Raw genomic sequence first — 17,460 nt, 5'->3', positions numbered from 1 at the left:
GCTGTTTTTTTCAAGGAAGAAAATATGGTCACTACACCGCAATTCGATGAAGCAGAATTGCTGACCCTGATCGACCGGATGCTACGTATTGTGCCTGGCGGCAATGGCGGAAAAGCCAAAATTCGTCAGGTGACGCAGAGACAGGAACGCGTCAGAGGCGGCTATGATGCCGTTGCAACCAGCGTTCAGCCCTTCTATATCCAGGCCAAAACATCCGAATTCCACCCCGCTGCCTCCAAAAGCAAAATCATTGCAGCGCGAAATAATATCCCGGTTAACTCAAGCCCAGGTGTGTTTACTTTTTATCTTCGCAAACACGAAGGGACCACTGAGCCCCTGCAACATAACGCCTTGTATTGGCTTTCGTTACGCTCGACGGCAGCCTATGTCTGCCCGACTTTTGTCTCTGAGAGCGAACTGGAAAAGCGGCTTGATCTGGCTTTGGAACTTCGACGCCATGAAATCTGGAACTACCAGAAACATTGCTATACCGAATTCAATGACGGTAAATCGCAAACCATTCAGGCTCGCCATTTTCATGGGTTGATGACGATCGTTCCTCATAGGATGGTGGATCACTATCTGCATCGCTACAGCTATGACAAAGAGATCAATCCGAGCATCGTTTTCCACTCGGAGCCCGAATATGTCGGCTACGCGAAATCCCTGGACTCCTTCTTGCTAACTCTGACCAACGAGGCCTCGACTACTGACAAGGGTTTTGCAAATAAAGCCCGCAGGCCCCTCTCTTTTGAACGGTTCAGAGAAATGCAACTGAACTGGATCGATGAAGCATTCGACCCAGCAACTCAAGGTTTCCACATCTCGCTGCCGGAAGTATCCAGAACACTTCGGTCGACGAGATTTTCAAATAACACCTATTTTCAGGAGTCCTCCGGAGCTCTGGCCTATTTGAGAAAAATGAAAGGGGAAGATTTGTCGGTTTTCTTTGGTTCACTGCTGAAAGAAAAATATGGTGTTTATCAGAATCTCCTGTTGAGAAATGACTGATCGACGGTTTGTGCACTGCTCAATCTTCAGCTTTCAGCACCTCAAACTTCACCTGATCCGGATAAAACGCCACATAGTCCTTGATCGACTGAACCGAGATTTTCGGTTTCTCATAAGTCCACACCGCGTTCGCCCCTTCATGCCCCGGCACTTGGAGGCTGAAGTAATTGGCATCGCCCTTGTACGGGCAATAACTGGTGTGATCGGTGCGGGCGAAATATTTTTCGTCGATGTCTTCGCGGGGGATGTAATAGACCGGCGGGTAGTTGGCTTCGTTGAGGATCAGTACGTGGGAGGACGCGGCGACCTGGATGCCGTGGAATTTCACTATCAGGCAGCCGGGAAGTTGTTCGAGGGCAATGACGGGACTGGGGCCGGAGGCTTTCATGGGGGTTCTCCTGGATACGGCGAAGAGACCGGTTCAGGTATAGCCCATTGGTGCGGGTTGGGTTGGGTTTACAGCTGAACGGCCCATCAACTTCAAAAGCCCCTCACCCCAGCCCACCCGAAACGTCGGACCGCCCCGAGGGAGAGGGAGCCTACGGTGGTGTCTTTCGGTCTACATCGACCTGAACGTGCGGTTTCGATTATGGATTCGGCAATGCGCTATCAGGTCGATGTATTTCTGTAGCATCCCCCAATCAGTCCCCTCTCCCACTGGGAGAGGGTTAGGGTGAGGGCCGTTCTTCAGGCATCACGCAAGGATATCAGTCGCCACCGCTTGCCCCACCACACCCACGGCAAAGTCCACCGAACCCTGCCCCGTCAGGTCAACCATCAGGCTGGTCTGATTGGTCTGCGCGAAGTAAGTCAGAATCGCATCGCCCGCATGCCCAGTGAAACCGCTGACAAAATTCAACGACGCTGCGCCCGTGGCGAAACCGGCGATCCCCGACAGGTCGATCTTGTCCAGGCCGCTGGTGAAATCCATGATCCAGTCCGGCGCCGTCATGGTCGAATCGTTGGCCGCGCCAAACACGAAGGTGTCTGCGCCGGCACCGCCCCACAAGGTATCGCCGCCGCCAGCACCGTAAAGGATGTCATTACCGGCACCGCCGACCAGTTCGTTGGCAACGGCGTTACCGATCAGCAGGTCATTGCCTGAACCACCGATGGCATTTTCCACGGTCACGCCGTGCGCGATGGACACGTTACCGACCAGACCACCAACATCGGAGAACGAGCCTGCATTGAGGTTAATCTTCTGGTTCTGGCTGAAGCCGGAGAAATCCAGTGTGTCATTACCGCCGCCATCCCACACCGAGAAAACCACTTTGGAGGACGCCGAAGAGGCGCTGTAGAAATCGCGCTCGGCATTGGAGTTGAAGCCGTACGTGGTGTCATCGGCGCGGGTCGCGTAGTTGGCACCATACAGTTTCTGCACCGCGACGATATCGTCCAGCAATGGCGCCGAAGCGTACGCGCCGCTGCCGTCCTTGCTGAAGTTCTGGTCGGTATTGGCTTCACTCCAGTAGCTCATCAGGCTGTAGCCGCGGGTATCTTCAGCGTACTTGGCGTCGTTATAGGTCGGGTTGCCATTACCGGCGTTGTACGCGCCCGGGTGTGAAAGGCCCAAGGTATGGCCTATCTCGTGGGTCAGGGTCTGGCGCCCGTAGTTGTTGGTGTCCGGGTTTTTGTTGACCTGATACTGATCGTTGATCAAGTACCACGACTGGCCGTCATAGCTGCCGCCGCTCGGCAGGTAAGCGAACGCTGCGCCACCGGTGCTGACATCGTAATTACCGAACGTCATGTGGCCATCGCCGCCCTTGCCTTCAGTGAAGGTGACGTTGGCGACATCAGCCCAGGATTGCATGGCCAGCACGGCTTGGGCCTTTTGCTGGGCGCTGAACTCGCTGAAGTTGCCCAGTTTGACGTTGTAGTTCGCCGGCTTCTCGGTCAGGAAGGTGTAACTGAGGTCGATCTTGCCGTCAGCGTTCTTGTCGCCCCATGACAGGCCTTTGCGCAGGATTTCATCAGCAGCCTGGTCGGCGGTGAATGAGGGTTTGCCATTGACCAGCCCGACACCACGGTCATACAGGTGGCTGAACGTATCGATTTCGTCGAAGGCGCTGCTGGTTTTCGATTTGGCTTGAGCCATGATGGACTTCCTTGTTTCTGAGTAGTCAGTGTCGACAGACCACGGCGATCTTCTGGCGAGATCGTCCTGTCACTCGCGTGTTTGAATCGGCGAAAAACCTGACACAGGCGCATACCGGGCGCTAATCAATTTCTCGATAGCCCGGTCTGCGTCCCTGTATTGCCCGTCACCTGCTGCAACGCTTTTTATCTGTATATCCATACAGATAAAAGTTGCCCCTGACGCCAAGTCCGGCCATTCTGTGCACCTGTTCCGACCTTGATCGACGATGGTGGTTATGCGGCTGTACCTCTGTGAAAAACCCTCCCAGGCCAAAGACATTGCGGCCGTGCTCGGCGCCAAGCGTCGGGGCGACGGCTGCTGGCTGGGAACGGATGTCACGGTGACCTGGTGCATCGGCCACTTGCTCGAAACCGCGCCGCCGGATGCCTATGACGCGCGCTACAAGCGCTGGGTGCTGGCCGATCTGCCGATCATTCCGGACAAGTGGAAAATGACCGTCAAGCCGCGTACCGCCAGCCAGTACAAAGCAGTCAAGCGCCTGCTCGGCGAGGCCAGCGAACTGATCATCGCCACCGACGCCGACCGTGAGGGCGAGATGATCGCCCGGGAACTGGTCGAGCACTGCCGTTATCGCGGGCCGATCCGTCGGTTGTGGCTGTCGGCGCTGGACGAAGCTTCGATCCGCAAGGCTTTGGCCGCGCTGAAACCTGGGGCCGAAACCTTCAGCCTGTACCACTCGGCGCTGGGCCGCTCGCGAGCGGACTGGCTGATCGGCATGAACATGAGCCGGCTGTTCACGCTGCTCGGTCGGCAATCGGGTTATCAAGGCGTGTTGCCGGTAGGCCGGGTGCAAACGCCAACCTTGCGGCTGGTGGTCGATCGCGACCGCAGCATCGCCGATTTCGTGCCGGTGCCATTCTGGGCGATCGATGTCGATCTGCTGCACAACGGCATCCCGTTTACCGCGCAGTGGCGGGCGCCTTCGGATGTCTGTGACGATCAGGATCGCTGCCTGAATCAGGCGCTGGCCGAGCAAGCGGCGGCTGCGATCAGCAGCGCTGCGAGTGCCCGGGTGGTCAAGCTGAAAACCGAGCGCATGCGTGAGGTGGCGCCCCTGCCCTTCGATCTCGGCACCTTGCAGGAAGTCTGTTCGAAGAAGCTCGGCCTCGGCGCGCAGGAAACCCTCGACATTGCCCAGGCGCTCTACGAAACCTACAAGGTCATCACTTACCCGCGCAGTGATTGCGGTTACCTGCCCGTGAGCCAGCACAGCGAGGCACCGGGGATTCTCGCCGCGTTGCGTCAGGCCGATCCGGGCCTTGAGGCGCTCAACGGGTTTCTGGAGCCGCAACGCAAATCCCGGGCATGGAACGACGCCAAGGTCAGCGCTCACCACGGCATTATCCCTACCGCTGCTGCGAAGAATCTTGAACGCCTGAGCGGCAAGCATCGCGCGGTGTACACGCTGATCCGCGCACGCTATCTGGCGCAGTTTCTGCCAAATCACGAATACGATCGCACCCAGGCCGATTTCGATTGCGCCGGTGAGGCGTTGCGCGCGGTCGGCAAGCAAATCATCGAATCGGGCTGGAAGCGTGCTCTGCCCGAAGCACTGGCAGCGGCCAAGGGCCGCGAGGCACCCGCGCCGCAAACCTTGCCGGCACTTACGCAAGGCGTGGAGTGCGCGGTGGCTGACGTGAAGTTCAAGGATCTGTGGACGCAACCGCCCAAACCCTACACCGAAGGCGATCTGATCAAGGCGATGAAAAACGTCGCCAAACTGGTAGAAGATCCGCTGCTCAAACAGAAACTCAAGGACACCACCGGTATCGGCACCGAAGCCACCCGCGCGTCGATCATTCAGGGTTTGATTGACCGTGGCTATCTGGTGAAAAACGGCAAGGCCCTCGCTGCTACGCCGGCGGCGTTCAGCCTGATCGACGCGGTGCCACGCGCGATTGCCGACCCCGGCACCACGGCGATCTGGGAGCAGGCGCTGGACATGGTGCAAAGCGGCGAAATGAGTCTTGAAGAGTTCGTCACCAAGCAAGCGGCATGGATGAGCAAACAGGTGACGCGTTGCTCCAGCCTCAGCCTGGCCATCAGCGGCCCGCCACCGGCCGGTAAAGCGGCGGCACCGTGGAAGAAGAAACGCAAATCGACCCGCAGCAAAACCACGGGTACGACAAAACGCGCAGCGAAACCGTCAGGCAAATAAAACCCGCTAGTGTTTCTGCAAGGCTCAGCACTTTCAGGAATCCGGCGCATGGCCAATATCGAACTGCACCCCGCTCAGCGCGATGAGCTGGAAATCATCGAAAACCTCATGCAGTTCTACATGTACGACTTCAGCGAGTGGCTGCCGCTGAAGCTCGCCGAACACGGCTTCTTCTCTATCCAGCCGAAAATCGACTACTGGCGCCACCCGGCCACTCGACCGTTCCTGATCCAGGTCGACGGCGAACTGGCCGGCTTCGTGACCGTCGATAAGGAAATCCATATCCCTGGTGCCGAACACAACATCGGCTACTTTTTCATCGCCCGGCGCTTTCGTGGCCAAGGCGTCGCGCAGTTTGTCGTCTCTGCCCTCTTGAGCCAGATCCCCGGTCAATGGCAGATTTTCCATATCGACGCCAACCTGCCGGCACAGCGCTTCTGGGCTGGGCTCATCCCGCAATTGAGCGGCGGCGATTTCACCCGCCAGCAGCGCGAAGTGGACGGCTATCCGTGCACCTTCTACGTGCTGAACACACCTTTTTCCGTTGCCTGAACGGATTCTTTCTCATTCCAAAACAGCTTTGTCCGACAATATGTAGTGAACAAAAATAATCACTACAAAACCGTTGACGGCGTCGTTTTGCTTTTGCATGATGAAGACGTTCCCCGATCGGGAACATCGGTAACACGCTTGAGCAAACTCGTCTGACCGCCGAGTTGTTTTTTCCGGATACACGCTGCCCACAAGGCAGATTGAAGAAGCTGACCTGGCCTGAACGTCCAGTACAAGGACGAGAAGCGCTGGCGAAAATTCTCAAGACGCTTGTGGTCGACACGGTAAATGTCGTCAAGGAGCCTCCCGGTTTTCGCTGCTTCTCCTCGTTGTGACGCTATTGCGTAGCAGTTATTCAACACGACTACATGCAACAGATGCACGACCCCGTATTGCACACGGGCGAGCGCTGACGTCCTGGTTTCGGTGCCAGGGATCAACTAACCGATGGGCTACCTGTATTAGCGAATCAACTTTGAAAGATCACCAGACTGGTCAAGGGGCAATATCATGAATCTGAACAATCAACCAACTATCGAAGAACTGGCTCGTATGTTCGCTGCGCAAAAAGACAGCCACGACAGCCATATTCTCTGGATCAGCAAGTCGGGGCAGGTGCATATCGACTGCCTGGCGACCCATGCTGACGAAGACGAGTTCGACCGCAACCATCAGAACCTGCTGGCCCGCTTGAAGATGTACCGCCGTGGCCACGGTTATGTTGGCAAGAAGGCTGCGGCCGACAAGGACTTCATCGGTAATGTTCTGCAAACGCTGAAACAGGCGTGGGATTCGATGCAGAACAAGAATGAAGTTCGGGTGATTGATCGGTTCTGCTGAGTTAGTCATTAAATAATTGAAAGGCCTGCTTCCTTAAGGGAAGCAGGCCTTTTTTGTTCGCTTGCATTGATTTGGCGTGACTGGAGTTGTAGCCCCTCACCCCAGCCCTCTCCCGGAGGGAGAGGGAGCCGACCGAGTGTTCTCAAGTCATCCGTTAACCCGGAACACCGCGTTGATTATGGATTCAGCAAAACACTCTCAGGTCGGCGTATTACTCCAACATCCCTCGGTCAGTCCCCTCTCCCACTGGGAGAGGGTTAGGGTGAGGGGCTTCCCATGTCCAACACCAATTCCACAAACGCCACCGCCGCCGCACTGTGATAATTATTGCGCCGCCGCAACACAGCCGCCCCACGCTGCGGCGCTTCACTCTCCACGCGCAATCGGTGCAACGCCCGGTCCTCAGTCGCAATCGCCTGCGGCAACATCGTCGCCATCGGCGAACAACGCACCACTTCCAGCAACGTACTCACCGAATTCACCTCGATCCGCACCTGCGGCGTAATCCCCTGCTGACGGAAATACTCATCCACCGATAACCGCGTAATGAAGTCCGGCGCCAACAAGGCAAAATCCAGTGACGCAATATCTTCCGGCGTCAGTACCGAATTGCTGGCATACAGCGGATGCTCCCGCCCGACCATGATCCCCAACGTCTCGGTAAACGCCGGAATACACTCGATATCAGGGCTGCGTACCGGCGTAAAGGCAATCGCAATATCCAGCGAGTCATCCGCCAGCCCCGCCTCAATGTCGTCCATCGACAACTCGAAGATCTCCAGATGTATCCCCGGATACCGTGCGGCAAAGTCGCGCACCAGCGGTCCGACCAGATACGCCATGAACGTCGGCGTCATCGCTAGCCGCAATGTCCCGCGAGACAAATCCTTCACGTCATGTAACGCGCGTTTACCCGCCTCCAACTCCACCAGCACCCGCCGCGCGCATTCGATGTAGGCCTCGCCGGCATCGGTGGGTTTGACCGTACGCGAGGTGCGATCAAACAGGTTCACTCCCAAGGTTTCCTCCAGTTGGCGAATCTGCTGCGACAGGGTCGGCTGCGACACATGCAACGCCTCGGCGGCACGGGTGAAGCCGCCGTGATCGGCAACGGCCAGCAGATAACGCAAATGTCGCAGCAGCATGGGAATCACCATCTATAGGCAGGACTTATGCCAAGCATTGTATATCGGTCTTGGACGCTATGAATGAATCGGCAGAAGATCAATCCCACACAGCAAGCCAACCCCAGAAAGGAGTGCCACCATGCAACAGTCCCACGCCTACAACGACACCAGCCTGGCCCTGACCACCCGCATTCTCGACGCCAAGGCACGCAAAGGTCTGTCGTGGCAGGATCTCGCCGACGGCACCGGCCTCAGCCTGGCGTACGTCACCGCTGCCCTGCTCGGCCAGCATCCGCTGCCGGAAAACGCCGCCCAAGTGGTCGGTGACAAGTTGGAGCTAAGCGTTGAAGACGTCGCGGCGATGCAGATCATCCCGCTGCGTGGCAGCCTCAGCGGTGTGCCGACCGACCCGACCATCTACCGCTTCCACGAGATGATCCAGATCTACGGCACCACCCTCAAAGCCTTGGTTCACGAGCAGTTCGGCGACGGCATCATCAGCGCAATCAACTTCAAACTCGACATCAAGAAAGTCGAAGACCCGGAAGGCGGTTCCCGCGCCGTGGTCACCCTCGACGGCAAGTTCCTGCCCCTGCGTCCATTCTGATCCGCACTGGCCCGCACCCTGCGTGCGGGCCAACCCAACCCAAATGGCTACCCGTCATCCAACAGATCTGGAGGCTGCCCCATGCAAAAAATTCTGTTGATTGTGGCCCTGCTCGGCGGTTTTCACGCCCAGGCATTTGCCGCTGACGAGGCCGTCGCCTACCGCTACGGCATGCAGTTGGATATCGCCCAAGTGCTGAGCATTACCCCGGTTGCCGATGTGTGTGGCGTGGTGCCGGTGGAGATGACGTATCTGGACAGCCACGGCGGCAAACACATTCTTCAATACAGCGAATTCGGCAGCGGTTGCTCGAACTGAGAGGACAACACCATGAAAAACCTGATTGATGGCTTCCTGAAATTCCAGAGCGAAGCGTTCCCGCAACGCACCGAACTGTTCAAACACCTGGCGACCACGCAACAGCCCGGCACCTTGTTCATCACCTGTTCTGACAGCCGTGTCGTGCCGGAATTACTGACCCAGCAAGAACCCGGCGAGCTGTTCGTGATCCGCAATGCCGGTAATATCGTGCCGTCCTACAGCCCGCATCCGGGCGGGGTTTCGGCGACGGTGGAGTACGCGGTGGCGGTGCTTGGAGTGACCGACATTGTGATCTGCGGGCATTCTGACTGCGGTGCGATGACCGCGATCGCGAAGTGTAAATGCATGGATCACCTGCCTGCGGTCAGCGGGTGGCTGCAGCATGCCGAGTCGGCGAAAGTGGTTAACGAGGCGCGGCCACATGCCAATGATGCAGCGAAATTGAGTTCGATGGTGCGCGAGAACGTGATCGCGCAACTGGCGAACATTCAGACCCACCCGAGCGTGCGTCTGGCTCAGGAAAAAGGCCTGCTGAACCTGCATGGCTGGGTGTATGACATCGAGACCGGCTCGGTCGATGCGCTGTCATCGGACCGCCGCACGTTTGTGCCGCTGGCCGAGCAACCGGCGACTTGCGCGATCCATGCACAAACCACCCACGCGGCCTGAGCAACTGATCGTTCCCACGCTCTGCGTGGGAATGCCTCAGGGGACGCTCTGCGTCCAGTGACGCGGAGCGTCACGGGCTGCGTTCCCACGCTGGAGCGTGGGAACGATCATTGTCCGCCAGATCAACGTTTTACCGTGAGATCGATCTGGGTCATGCGGCTACGCACGGTGAACACGCCATCCCCCGAAAGAATCGCACTGCGTGCAAACAAGCGCCCGCTCTCCCAGTTCGAAAGACCCAACTCCGGCTTGTTCAACGCGTACTGCCCATCGACCCAACGAGTAATGCCATTGCCCACAAACGGCGCATTCACCGCGTTGTAAAAGCGCTCCTGCACTTGCGCATCCTCACTGATCAACGACACGGTAAATTGCGGACTGTAACGATTGAACAACGCAATCGCCTGATCCAGGTCATCGACGATCATCAGGCTGACTTCCGGGGTTTCTTCCCATTCCCACTCGCGGCCCAATTCGGACTCTGCCAAGGGTTCTGCCAGTGCTTCGGTCTGATAACCCTCGGCGCGGTAGACCTCGACCGTCGCGTTCTGCCACTCACTCGGCAAGCAGCCTTCGCTGCCTTCGACGATGTGCAATTTGCAGCCCTGGCCACGCGCGGTGCCGGCCTGTTGCAGCGCATCAAGAAACAACGGCACCAGTTCCGCCGCGCGATCACGCTGGATCAGGCAGACGTTGAGCGTGTTGCACACTTTACGGTCCAGCGAGTTGCGCACCACGGCGGCAAAGCGTGTGGCGTCCGCAGCACGGTCGGCGATCAACCACGCGCCACCTGTGCCGTGCAGGCTGACGGCGGTGCCTGCCTGCTGAGCAATGCTGCCCAACTGACTGACCGCGCGACCCGAACCGCGCGCCACCGCCAGCGACAAGCGTCGATCAGCGAACATCGCCCAACCGGCCGCATGATTGACGCTTTCCACTAACGACACCGCACCGGCCGGCAGACCGGCATCGGCCAGCGCCGGGTTCAAGGCGTGAGTGACGATGGCTTGCGCAGTGCCCAACGCATCGCTGCCAATGCGCAGCACAGCGGTATTGCCGGTGCGTAAAACACCGGCGGCGTCGGCGAACACGTTCGGCCGACCTTCAAAGACAAACGCGACGATGCCCAACGGCGACACCACTTGCTCGACCTTCCAGCCGTCGTGCTCGACGCTGCTGATGACTTTACCGCGCGTGGCGGCGGCATCTCGCCAGGCGCGCAGACCAGCGATCATGTCGCGGCGCATGCGCTCATCGGCGAGCAGTCGGGTGGTGGAACGGCCGCGCGCCTTGGCTCGCTCGATATCGGCGAGGTTGGCGGATTCGATCTGCGCCCAGCACGCCGGGGTTTCCAGTCGTTGCGCGAACAGGTCGAAAAACTGGCTGATCGCCTCATCGGACACCGCCGACAACGCGGTGAATGCCGCTGCCGCACGCTCAATCGCCACGGACGCCGCCTGTTGATCGGCCACGGGAATCAGCAGCAACTCACCACTGACCTGCTCGACCAGCAGGTGGTCACCGGGCTGAAAGCGCGCGGCCAGTTCGGGGCTGACCACGGTGACGCGGTTACCAGCGAAAGGGATCGGCGTGCCAGCGACTAGACGTTCGAGCGCGAGAGACATGAAGCGGATTCACCATGCAGGGAGCGGCCGGAAAATGTATAGGAACACAATCCTCCAAAGCAACCGCTAACCCTGTGGGAGCGAGCCTGCTCGCGAAAGCGCTGGATCTGATACATCAATGTTGGCTGACCTGACGCCTTCGCGAGCAGGCTCGCTCCCACAGGGTTTTGCGGTGTTTGGCGGATCGGGTCAGAAGACTGACCAGCCAATCCGCGAACTGAGCATCTCCAGCGCCGCCATGCCCGCCAGCGAGTTCCCCGCCGCATTCAACTCCGGCGACCACACGCACACCGTGAACTGCCCCGGCACCACCGCAACAATCCCGCCACCGACGCCGCTCTTGCCTGGCAAGCCGACGCGATAAGCGAAGTTGCCCGCTTCGTCGTACAGCCCGCTGGTGGCCATGATCGAGTTGACCTGCTGGGTTTGCCGGCGCGTCAGGATCTGTTCGCCGCTGTGTTTGCAGAACCCGTCATTGGCCAGAAAGCAGAAAGCCCGGGCCAGATCAATGCAGTTCATGCGCAACGCGCAGTGGCTGAAATAGCTGCGCAGCACCGCTTCAACATCGTTGTGAAAGTTGCCGAACGACTGCATCAGATACGCCATCGCCGCATTGCGCGCGCGGTGCTGGTATTCGGAGTCGGCGACTTTGCCGTCGATCATGATCTGCGGATTGCCCGACAGGCGTCGGACAAAGTCGCGCATCGACAGGGTCGGTGCGGCGAAGCGCGACTGGTTGATATCGCAGATCACCAGCGCACCGGCATTGATGAAAGGATTGCGCGGCCGGCCGCGCTCGAATTCCAGCTGCACCAGCGAGTTGAACGGCTGCCCGGATGGCTCATGGCCGAGGCGCTCCCAGATCGCTTCGCCGGAATGGTCGATCGCCTGCACCAGGCTGAACACTTTGGAAATACTCTGCACCGAGAACGGCGTCTCGGCGTCACCGGCGCAGTACATCTCGCCGTCGTTGCCGTACACGGCGATGCCCAGTTGATTGGCCGGCACGGTGCCGAGAGCAGGAATGTAGTCAGCCACCTTGCCCTGCCCGATCAGCGGGCGGACAGCGTCAAGAATCTCGTTCAACAGCGCTTGCATGCCGGGTTCCGAAGTCTCGCCCCATGGGATTGCGGGGACACTGGGGCTAGACGCTGCGCCCGCCCGTCGAATCACACCGGCCTGCATCGCACTGAATGTTCTAGGCTCAACCGCACATTCAGAAACCGGAGAGCACCCATGCATCTCGAAGGCTCCTGCCATTGCGGCGAGGTCACGTTCAGCCTCACCAGCGCCCATCCCTACCCTTATCAACGCTGCTATTGCTCGATCTGCCGCAAGACCCAAGGCGGTGGCGGTTATGCGATCAACCTCGGCGGCGACGCGACCAGCCTCAAGGTGCGCGGGCGCAAACACATCAGCGTTTACCACGCGAAGATGAAAGACGAAGGCGACAAACGCGCCCATCGCAGCACGGCCGAGCGGCATTTCTGCTCACTGTGCGGCAGCGGCTTGTGGTTGTTCAGCCCGGAATGGCCGGAGTTGATCCACCCGTTCGCCTCGGCCATCGACACAGCATTGCCGGTGCCGCCGGAGCACACGCATTTGATGCTTGGTTCGAAAGCAACCTGGGTCGAAGTCGAGGCGAAACCCAAGGACCGGCAATTTGACGAATATCCCGAAGAATCGATTGCCCAGTGGCATGAGCGCCTCGGCTTGACCCGCTGAACCGTGCCCCCTGTAGGAGTGAGCCTGCTCGCGATAGCGGTGGATCAGACACACCCATGCTGACTGTCCCGACGCTTTCGCGAGCAGGCTCGCTCCCACAGGAGAACGCACTCCATTTGTGGGAGCTGCTCGCGAAGGGGCCGGTACAGGCCACAGCATTAATCCAGATGCGCCCAAGTCATCCGGAACGACGCCCCACCCCAAGGGGAATCGCCCACCTCAACCTGCCCGCCATGGGATTGCGACACCCGGCGCACCAACGCCAGGCCCAAACCAAACCCGCCGGTGCGGCGATCCCGGCTGGCATCCAGCCGCGAAAACGGCTCAAAGATTTTCTCCCGCCCGTGCACCGGCACTCCCGGCCCGTCGTCATTGACCCGCACTTCGTAATAATCACCCGTGCGCACCAGCGTCACTTCAACGCGCTGCTCGGCGTAGCGAATCGCATTGCGCAGCAGATTGATCACCGCCCGCGCCATGAATCGCGGTTCGATGCGCACGGTGTCGAGCCGGCAGTCACCGATCAGCAACTGCACGCCCGCCGCTTCGGCCTCCAGCGCCACGCTGCCGACCACGCTGTCGAGCCAATTGGCCGCCTGAATGTTTTCACGCTTGATCACCGTCGCGCCGCGCTCGAGGCTGGCGTAAGTGAGCAGTTCGGAAACCATCTCCTCCAGCTCACCGAGGTCGGCGTACATGTCGGCAATCAGCTCGCGGTTCTGGCTGGCATCCGGTTGCTGCTTGAGTTGATCGAGTTCAAACGACAGCCGCGCGATCGGCGTGCGCAATTCGTGGGACACGGCATTGGTCAGTTCGCGCTGATTGGCGATCAGACCCTCGATGCGCGCCGCCATCAGGTTGAAGTGCTCGGCCAGATCGCGGATGTTCGAGCGTTTCGACAATTGAATGCGCACCGACAGATCGTTGTCGCCGAAACGCTCGGCGGCCAGACGCAGTTTCTCCAGATCACGCCAGTGCGGACGCACCCAGAAAAACAGGACGATGCCGATCATCACGGCAATCATCAGGTAGGCGCCGGCTATGTAGAACGGCATCAGACTCGGCTCGGCCGGCAAGCGGATGCTGAGCAGTTGCGGGCCATCGTCAATCGCCGAAATGTACTGGGTGTATTTGTCACGGATCACCAGCAGCCCCTTGGCCAGCTCGGCTTTTTCCGTTTCGCTCAGTGTCAATTCAGAGGCGTCGACCAGCGTCAGCCCCAAACCGTAATGCGGGCGGATCGTTTCCAGCTGGTTTTCCCGGGCCGGGCCGTCGAGGTCATGCAACTGCTGAGCCAACGTCCACGCTTGCCCCCGCACAGCCTCGCGGTTGTAGTCCTGCATCTGATAATCGAGCAAGGCATCAAAGGTGCGTTCAACCGTCTGCAACGCCAGCACCAGACCGATCGTCATGACCAGAAACAGCCCGAAAAATAACCGCAGCATCTAAAGCTCCCACGCGAACGGATTGAACAGATAACCCTTGCCCCACACGGTCTTGATACACATCGGCTCGCGGGGATTGTCCTTAAGCTTGTTGCGCAACTTGCTGATGTACACGTCGACGCTGCGATTGAGCCCGTCGAAGGCAATCCCGCGCATACGATTGAGAATGTCATCACGGGACAGCACCTTGCCGGCGGCGCTGGCCAGCAACCACAGCAGCTCGAATTCCATGGTGGTCATTTCGATGACCTCGCCCGCCAGCCGCACTTCACGGCAACTGCGGTCAACGCTCAACTGGCCAAACTCCATAAAACTCACCACGTTGCTGTCCGGCACCTGCCGCCGTTGCAACGCGCGCAGCCGGGCCAGCAACACCGGTGGCTTGATCGGTTTGATTACGTAATCATCGGCGCCGGACTCCAGACCGAGGATATGGTCGAGATCGTCTTCCTTGGCCGTCAGGATCACGATCGGCGTGTCCGACACGCTGCGAATCTCCCGGCACACGTGCAGACCGCTCTGCCCCGGCAACATCAGGTCGAGCACCACGACTTTCGGCCTGAACTCCAGAAAGGCAGCCACGGCCAGGTCGCCGCGATGCACCGTGCGTACCTCGTAGCCGTGTTGTTCGAGAAAGTGTGCAATCAGCGCAGCGAGACGCTCATCGTCTTCCACCAGCAGGAGTTTGCCAAAACCCAGGTTATCCATAACGACCGTCTGCCGCCCATGTGTGAAGTGGTCGGCATTATGGCGGCTTTCGTGGGGGTGGCGTTTGTTTCAGGCAGCAAAAACCGGCCGCTGGGGCCGGTTTTTGACGATGTTTCATACTCTTAAGAGTTTTTTACAATAAAGGAAAAAGATCGCAGCCTTCGGACGATCTTTTGATCTTCAGACAGTGGCAGGCACACCGCTGTGGAAGCGAAACTCTTCATCCGGCGACTCGATCAGTTCCTGCTCGGCGACGCGGACTTTTTCGATGACCTGGGCAATATCTTTCGCATCGCCGTACTGATAAGCCAGCTTCAGATAACCCTGAAAATGCCGCGCCTCGCTTTTCAGCAGGCCAAAGTAGAACTTGCCGAGTTCTTCGTCCAGATGCGGCACCAGCGCTTCGAAACGCTCGCAACTGCGTGCTTCGATAAACGCGCCGACCACCAGCGTATCGACCAGTTTCACCGGTTCATGGCTGCGCACGACCTTGCGCAAGCCCGAGGCGTAACGACCGGCGTGGAGCTGGCGCAGTTCGATCTTGCGCCGTTTCATGATGCGCATGACCTGCTCGTGGTGCACCAGCTCTTCCCGGGCCAGACGCGACATCATGTTGATCAGGTCGACGTGGGAATGGTACTTGGCTATCAGGCTCAGGGCAGTGCTGGCGGCCTTGAACTCGCAGTTCTTGTGGTCGATCAGCAGGGTTTCCTGATCGGCCAGGGCGGCCTGAACCCAGGCGTCGGGGGTGCGGCAGCCAAGGAATTCGTGGATTTCGGGAAGGATCATGGGGCTCACGGTAAAGGGTGTTCGAGCGAAGGGCGCCGATTATACCGGCCTGTCCGCAGACCACCAGCCGCGCGCGTTGATATGCATCAAGTCGCGCACGATCGAGCAGCAACTATAGTTGTGCAACGCCGTGCCTTTTCTTTGCTGGAGACTCCGCTCATGCAAGCCATTCGCAGCATTCTGGTGGTCATCGAACCCGAACATTCGGAAAGCCTGGCGCTCAAGCGCGCCAAGTTGATCGCCGGCGTGACCCAGGCCCATCTGCACCTGCTGGTGTGCGACAAGAAGCACGATCACGCCGGCATGCTCGGTGTGCTCAAATCCTCGTTGCTGGCCGACGGCTACAGCGTGACCACCGAGCAGGCGTGGAACGAGAGCCTGCACGAAACCATCATTGACGTGCAGCAGGCCGAGGGTTGCGGGCTGGTAATCAAACAGCATTTCCCCGACAGCTCGCTGAAAAAAGCCCTGCTGACCCCGGCGGACTGGAAACTGTTGCGCCACTGCCCTACCCCGGTGCTGCTGGTGAAAACCGCAGGTTCCTGGAAGGACAAGGTGATTCTGGCGGCGGTGGACGTGGGCAATGCCGATGGTGAGCACCGGCATCTGCACACGACGATCATTGATCATGGCTACGACATTGCCAGTCTGGCCAAAGCACATCTGCATGTGATCGCTGCGCATCCATCACCGATGCTGTCCGCTGCTGACCCGACACTGCAACTGAGTGAAACCATCGAAGCACGTTATCGCGAGCAATGCCGAGCGTTTCAGGCGGAATTCGATGTCGATGATGAACATCTGCACATCGAAGAAGGCCCGGCGGATGTGTTGATCCCGTTCATGGCGCACAAGCTGCAAGCGGCAGTGACCGTGATTGGCACCGTGGCGCGCACCGGGTTGTCCGGGGCATTGATCGGGAATACGGCGGAAGTTGTGCTGGATGCACTGGAGAGCGATGTGCTGGTGCTCAAACCGCAGGAGGTTGAGGATCATCTGGTGGAGTTGGCGGTGAAGCATTAAAGATCAAAAGATCGCAGCCTTCGGCAGCTCCTACAGGTAGAACGCATTCCCATGTAGGAGCTGCGGCACGCTGCGATCTTTTGACCTTCAGGCGCCAAAGGCATCCTTGAGAAATCCGGGGGCAATGTAGCGCTGATAGTGCGCTTCCGACAGCAGGAAGAATTCCCGATCAATGGCATCGCGCAGTTCCGGCAGGCTCCAGTCGCGAAACTCCGGCAGCAACACCATCCCGTACGCTTCCAGATTAATGATCACCCGCGCGCCACGGGCGATCAGCTGATACGCCCAGCAATACTCCGACTGATGCGGCACGAAGCGGATCTTGCGTTGTTCGAGCTGCTCGCGCAGGCGCGCCGAATCGAAAATCTCGACCTTGGCCGCCATCACTTGTGACAGCAATTGCTCCAGACGCAACCACACCGCGCGTTTTTCCTCCTCGTTGTACCCATTCCAGTGGATGACTTCGTGATGGAAACGCTTGCAGCCACGGCACACCAGATCACCGTAAACAGTGGAGCAGAGGCCGACGCAGGGGGTCTTGATGGTCTGATTGGGCATAAGATAGGCAAAACACTGAAACGCGGAACAGGTCGGCATGTTAGCCCTTTGTCGAGCATTGATCACCCCTCAAACATCAGGGTCTCAGGCGTACTGAGTGTTTGGCCCGGCCACGCGCATTGCCACGAAAGTCCAATA

Annotated in this window: 18 protein-coding genes; 9 read left to right on the top strand and 9 right to left on the bottom strand. The window is 58.9% G+C overall.

What is annotated here, in order from left to right; genetic code table 11:
- Window positions 1-24 precede the first annotated feature (24 nt).
- Window positions 25-1,011 (top strand): hypothetical protein, encoded by a 987-nt coding sequence (locus tag ACRRSD_RS26240; protein ID WP_435036203.1) that lies wholly within the window; start codon window positions 25-27, stop codon window positions 1,009-1,011.
- A 19-nt stretch (window positions 1,012-1,030) separates the two neighbouring features.
- On the opposite strand, the gene ACRRSD_RS26235 is transcribed toward ACRRSD_RS26240, so the two are convergent.
- Together ACRRSD_RS26235 and ACRRSD_RS26230 are read right to left on the bottom strand one after the other, a co-directional pair.
- A complete protein-coding gene (locus tag ACRRSD_RS26235) occupies window positions 1,031-1,399 on the bottom strand; it encodes a DUF427 domain-containing protein (RefSeq protein WP_435036202.1) in 369 nt (122 codons plus the stop codon).
- Window positions 1,400-1,705: 306 nt separating this feature from the next.
- Window positions 1,706-3,112, bottom strand: coding sequence for a serralysin family metalloprotease (locus ACRRSD_RS26230; protein WP_435036201.1), 1,407 nt, complete (start codon window positions 3,110-3,112; stop codon window positions 1,706-1,708).
- A 277-nt stretch (window positions 3,113-3,389) separates the two neighbouring features.
- On the opposite strand from ACRRSD_RS26230, the gene ACRRSD_RS26225 reads away from it, so the two are divergent.
- The 3 genes from ACRRSD_RS26225 to ACRRSD_RS26215 all read left to right on the top strand — a co-directional run bounded on the left by ACRRSD_RS26225 (window position 3,390) and on the right by ACRRSD_RS26215 (window position 6,725).
- Entirely contained in the window at window positions 3,390-5,333 is a 1,944-nt protein-coding gene (locus ACRRSD_RS26225) for a DNA topoisomerase III (RefSeq protein WP_435036200.1), read from the top strand.
- A gap of 48 nt (window positions 5,334-5,381) precedes the next feature.
- The gene (locus ACRRSD_RS26220; RefSeq protein WP_435036199.1) at window positions 5,382-5,885 is read left to right on the top strand and encodes a GNAT family N-acetyltransferase; all 504 of its coding nucleotides are present in this window, start codon (window positions 5,382-5,384) and stop codon (window positions 5,883-5,885) included.
- Between the two features lie 510 nt (window positions 5,886-6,395).
- Window positions 6,396-6,725, top strand: coding sequence for a hypothetical protein (locus ACRRSD_RS26215; protein ID WP_093437124.1), 330 nt, complete (start codon window positions 6,396-6,398; stop codon window positions 6,723-6,725).
- A gap of 257 nt (window positions 6,726-6,982) precedes the next feature.
- On the opposite strand, the gene cynR is transcribed toward ACRRSD_RS26215, so the two are convergent.
- Complete coding sequence (gene cynR, locus ACRRSD_RS26210) at window positions 6,983-7,870, bottom strand: transcriptional regulator CynR (RefSeq protein WP_435036198.1); 888 nt, start codon at window positions 7,868-7,870, stop codon at window positions 6,983-6,985.
- A gap of 121 nt (window positions 7,871-7,991) precedes the next feature.
- Here cynR and cynS point away from each other — a divergent pair, with 121 nt between their 5' ends.
- The 3 genes from cynS to ACRRSD_RS26195 all read left to right on the top strand — a co-directional run bounded on the left by cynS (window position 7,992) and on the right by ACRRSD_RS26195 (window position 9,449).
- A complete protein-coding gene (gene cynS, locus ACRRSD_RS26205; RefSeq protein WP_435036197.1) occupies window positions 7,992-8,459 on the top strand; it encodes a cyanase in 468 nt (155 codons plus the stop codon).
- Between the two features lie 81 nt (window positions 8,460-8,540).
- A complete protein-coding gene (locus ACRRSD_RS26200) occupies window positions 8,541-8,777 on the top strand; it encodes a DUF2790 domain-containing protein (RefSeq protein WP_435036196.1) in 237 nt (78 codons plus the stop codon).
- A 12-nt stretch (window positions 8,778-8,789) separates the two neighbouring features.
- Window positions 8,790-9,449, top strand: a complete 660-nt coding sequence (locus ACRRSD_RS26195; protein ID WP_150652467.1) for a carbonic anhydrase — start codon at window positions 8,790-8,792, stop codon at window positions 9,447-9,449.
- A gap of 122 nt (window positions 9,450-9,571) precedes the next feature.
- Here ACRRSD_RS26195 and ACRRSD_RS26190 read toward each other — a convergent pair whose 3' ends face one another.
- The gene (locus tag ACRRSD_RS26190) at window positions 9,572-11,074 is read right to left on the bottom strand and encodes an aldehyde dehydrogenase family protein (RefSeq protein ID WP_435036195.1); all 1,503 of its coding nucleotides are present in this window, start codon (window positions 11,072-11,074) and stop codon (window positions 9,572-9,574) included.
- A 189-nt stretch (window positions 11,075-11,263) separates the two neighbouring features.
- Window positions 11,264-12,172, bottom strand: a complete 909-nt coding sequence (gene glsB, locus ACRRSD_RS26185; RefSeq protein ID WP_034152462.1) for a glutaminase B — start codon at window positions 12,170-12,172, stop codon at window positions 11,264-11,266.
- Window positions 12,173-12,310: 138 nt separating this feature from the next.
- Here glsB and ACRRSD_RS26180 point away from each other — a divergent pair, with 138 nt between their 5' ends.
- Window positions 12,311-12,799, top strand: coding sequence for a GFA family protein (locus ACRRSD_RS26180; protein ID WP_435036194.1), 489 nt, complete (start codon window positions 12,311-12,313; stop codon window positions 12,797-12,799).
- A 158-nt stretch (window positions 12,800-12,957) separates the two neighbouring features.
- On the opposite strand, the gene ACRRSD_RS26175 is transcribed toward ACRRSD_RS26180, so the two are convergent.
- The 3 genes from ACRRSD_RS26175 to ACRRSD_RS26165 form a co-directional block, all read right to left on the bottom strand.
- The gene (locus ACRRSD_RS26175) at window positions 12,958-14,244 is read right to left on the bottom strand and encodes an ATP-binding protein (protein WP_435036193.1); all 1,287 of its coding nucleotides are present in this window, start codon (window positions 14,242-14,244) and stop codon (window positions 12,958-12,960) included.
- On the bottom strand, window positions 14,245-14,952 hold the full coding sequence (locus ACRRSD_RS26170) for a winged helix-turn-helix domain-containing protein (RefSeq protein ID WP_435036192.1): 708 nt from the start codon (window positions 14,950-14,952) through the stop codon (window positions 14,245-14,247). It abuts the gene before it with no gap.
- 180 nt (window positions 14,953-15,132) lie between these two features.
- Window positions 15,133-15,741, bottom strand: a complete 609-nt coding sequence (locus ACRRSD_RS26165) for a tRNA-(ms[2]io[6]A)-hydroxylase (protein ID WP_435036191.1) — start codon at window positions 15,739-15,741, stop codon at window positions 15,133-15,135.
- A 159-nt stretch (window positions 15,742-15,900) separates the two neighbouring features.
- Here ACRRSD_RS26165 and ACRRSD_RS26160 point away from each other — a divergent pair, with 159 nt between their 5' ends.
- Entirely contained in the window at window positions 15,901-16,764 is an 864-nt protein-coding gene (locus ACRRSD_RS26160) for a universal stress protein (protein WP_435036190.1), read from the top strand.
- An 87-nt stretch (window positions 16,765-16,851) separates the two neighbouring features.
- On the opposite strand, the gene ACRRSD_RS26155 is transcribed toward ACRRSD_RS26160, so the two are convergent.
- Window positions 16,852-17,322 carry a DUF1289 domain-containing protein gene (locus ACRRSD_RS26155; RefSeq protein WP_026000439.1) on the bottom strand — a complete coding sequence of 157 codons (471 nt, stop codon included), beginning with the start codon at window positions 17,320-17,322 and terminating at the stop codon, window positions 16,852-16,854.
- Between the last annotated feature and the right edge of the window lie 138 nt (window positions 17,323-17,460).

It is taken from the genome of Pseudomonas neuropathica (assembly GCF_051174785.1).
Taxonomy (GTDB): domain Bacteria; phylum Pseudomonadota; class Gammaproteobacteria; order Pseudomonadales; family Pseudomonadaceae; genus Aquipseudomonas; species Aquipseudomonas neuropathica_A.
This window is presented reverse-complemented; position numbering and strand designations above follow the sequence as displayed.

Coding starts and splice junctions, on each gene's coding strand:
- cynR (WP_435036198.1), bottom strand. CDS start 7,870: ATGCTGCTGCGACATTTGCGTTATCTGCTGGCCGTTGCCGATCACGGC.
- ACRRSD_RS26175 (WP_435036193.1), bottom strand. CDS start 14,244: ATGCTGCGGTTATTTTTCGGGCTGTTTCTGGTCATGACGATCGGTCTG.
- glsB (WP_034152462.1), bottom strand. CDS start 12,172: ATGCAAGCGCTGTTGAACGAGATTCTTGACGCTGTCCGCCCGCTGATC.
- ACRRSD_RS26170 (WP_435036192.1), bottom strand. CDS start 14,952: ATGGATAACCTGGGTTTTGGCAAACTCCTGCTGGTGGAAGACGATGAG.
- ACRRSD_RS26190 (WP_435036195.1), bottom strand. CDS start 11,074: ATGTCTCTCGCGCTCGAACGTCTAGTCGCTGGCACGCCGATCCCTTTC.
- ACRRSD_RS26240 (WP_435036203.1), top strand. CDS start 25: ATGGTCACTACACCGCAATTCGATGAAGCAGAATTGCTGACCCTGATC.
- ACRRSD_RS26155 (WP_026000439.1), bottom strand. CDS start 17,322: ATGCCCAATCAGACCATCAAGACCCCCTGCGTCGGCCTCTGCTCCACT.
- cynS (WP_435036197.1), top strand. CDS start 7,992: ATGCAACAGTCCCACGCCTACAACGACACCAGCCTGGCCCTGACCACC.
- ACRRSD_RS26215 (WP_093437124.1), top strand. CDS start 6,396: ATGAATCTGAACAATCAACCAACTATCGAAGAACTGGCTCGTATGTTC.
- ACRRSD_RS26220 (WP_435036199.1), top strand. CDS start 5,382: ATGGCCAATATCGAACTGCACCCCGCTCAGCGCGATGAGCTGGAAATC.
- ACRRSD_RS26225 (WP_435036200.1), top strand. CDS start 3,390: ATGCGGCTGTACCTCTGTGAAAAACCCTCCCAGGCCAAAGACATTGCG.
- ACRRSD_RS26200 (WP_435036196.1), top strand. CDS start 8,541: ATGCAAAAAATTCTGTTGATTGTGGCCCTGCTCGGCGGTTTTCACGCC.
- ACRRSD_RS26180 (WP_435036194.1), top strand. CDS start 12,311: ATGCATCTCGAAGGCTCCTGCCATTGCGGCGAGGTCACGTTCAGCCTC.
- ACRRSD_RS26165 (WP_435036191.1), bottom strand. CDS start 15,741: ATGATCCTTCCCGAAATCCACGAATTCCTTGGCTGCCGCACCCCCGAC.
- ACRRSD_RS26230 (WP_435036201.1), bottom strand. CDS start 3,112: ATGGCTCAAGCCAAATCGAAAACCAGCAGCGCCTTCGACGAAATCGAT.
- ACRRSD_RS26235 (WP_435036202.1), bottom strand. CDS start 1,399: ATGAAAGCCTCCGGCCCCAGTCCCGTCATTGCCCTCGAACAACTTCCC.
- ACRRSD_RS26195 (WP_150652467.1), top strand. CDS start 8,790: ATGAAAAACCTGATTGATGGCTTCCTGAAATTCCAGAGCGAAGCGTTC.
- ACRRSD_RS26160 (WP_435036190.1), top strand. CDS start 15,901: ATGCAAGCCATTCGCAGCATTCTGGTGGTCATCGAACCCGAACATTCG.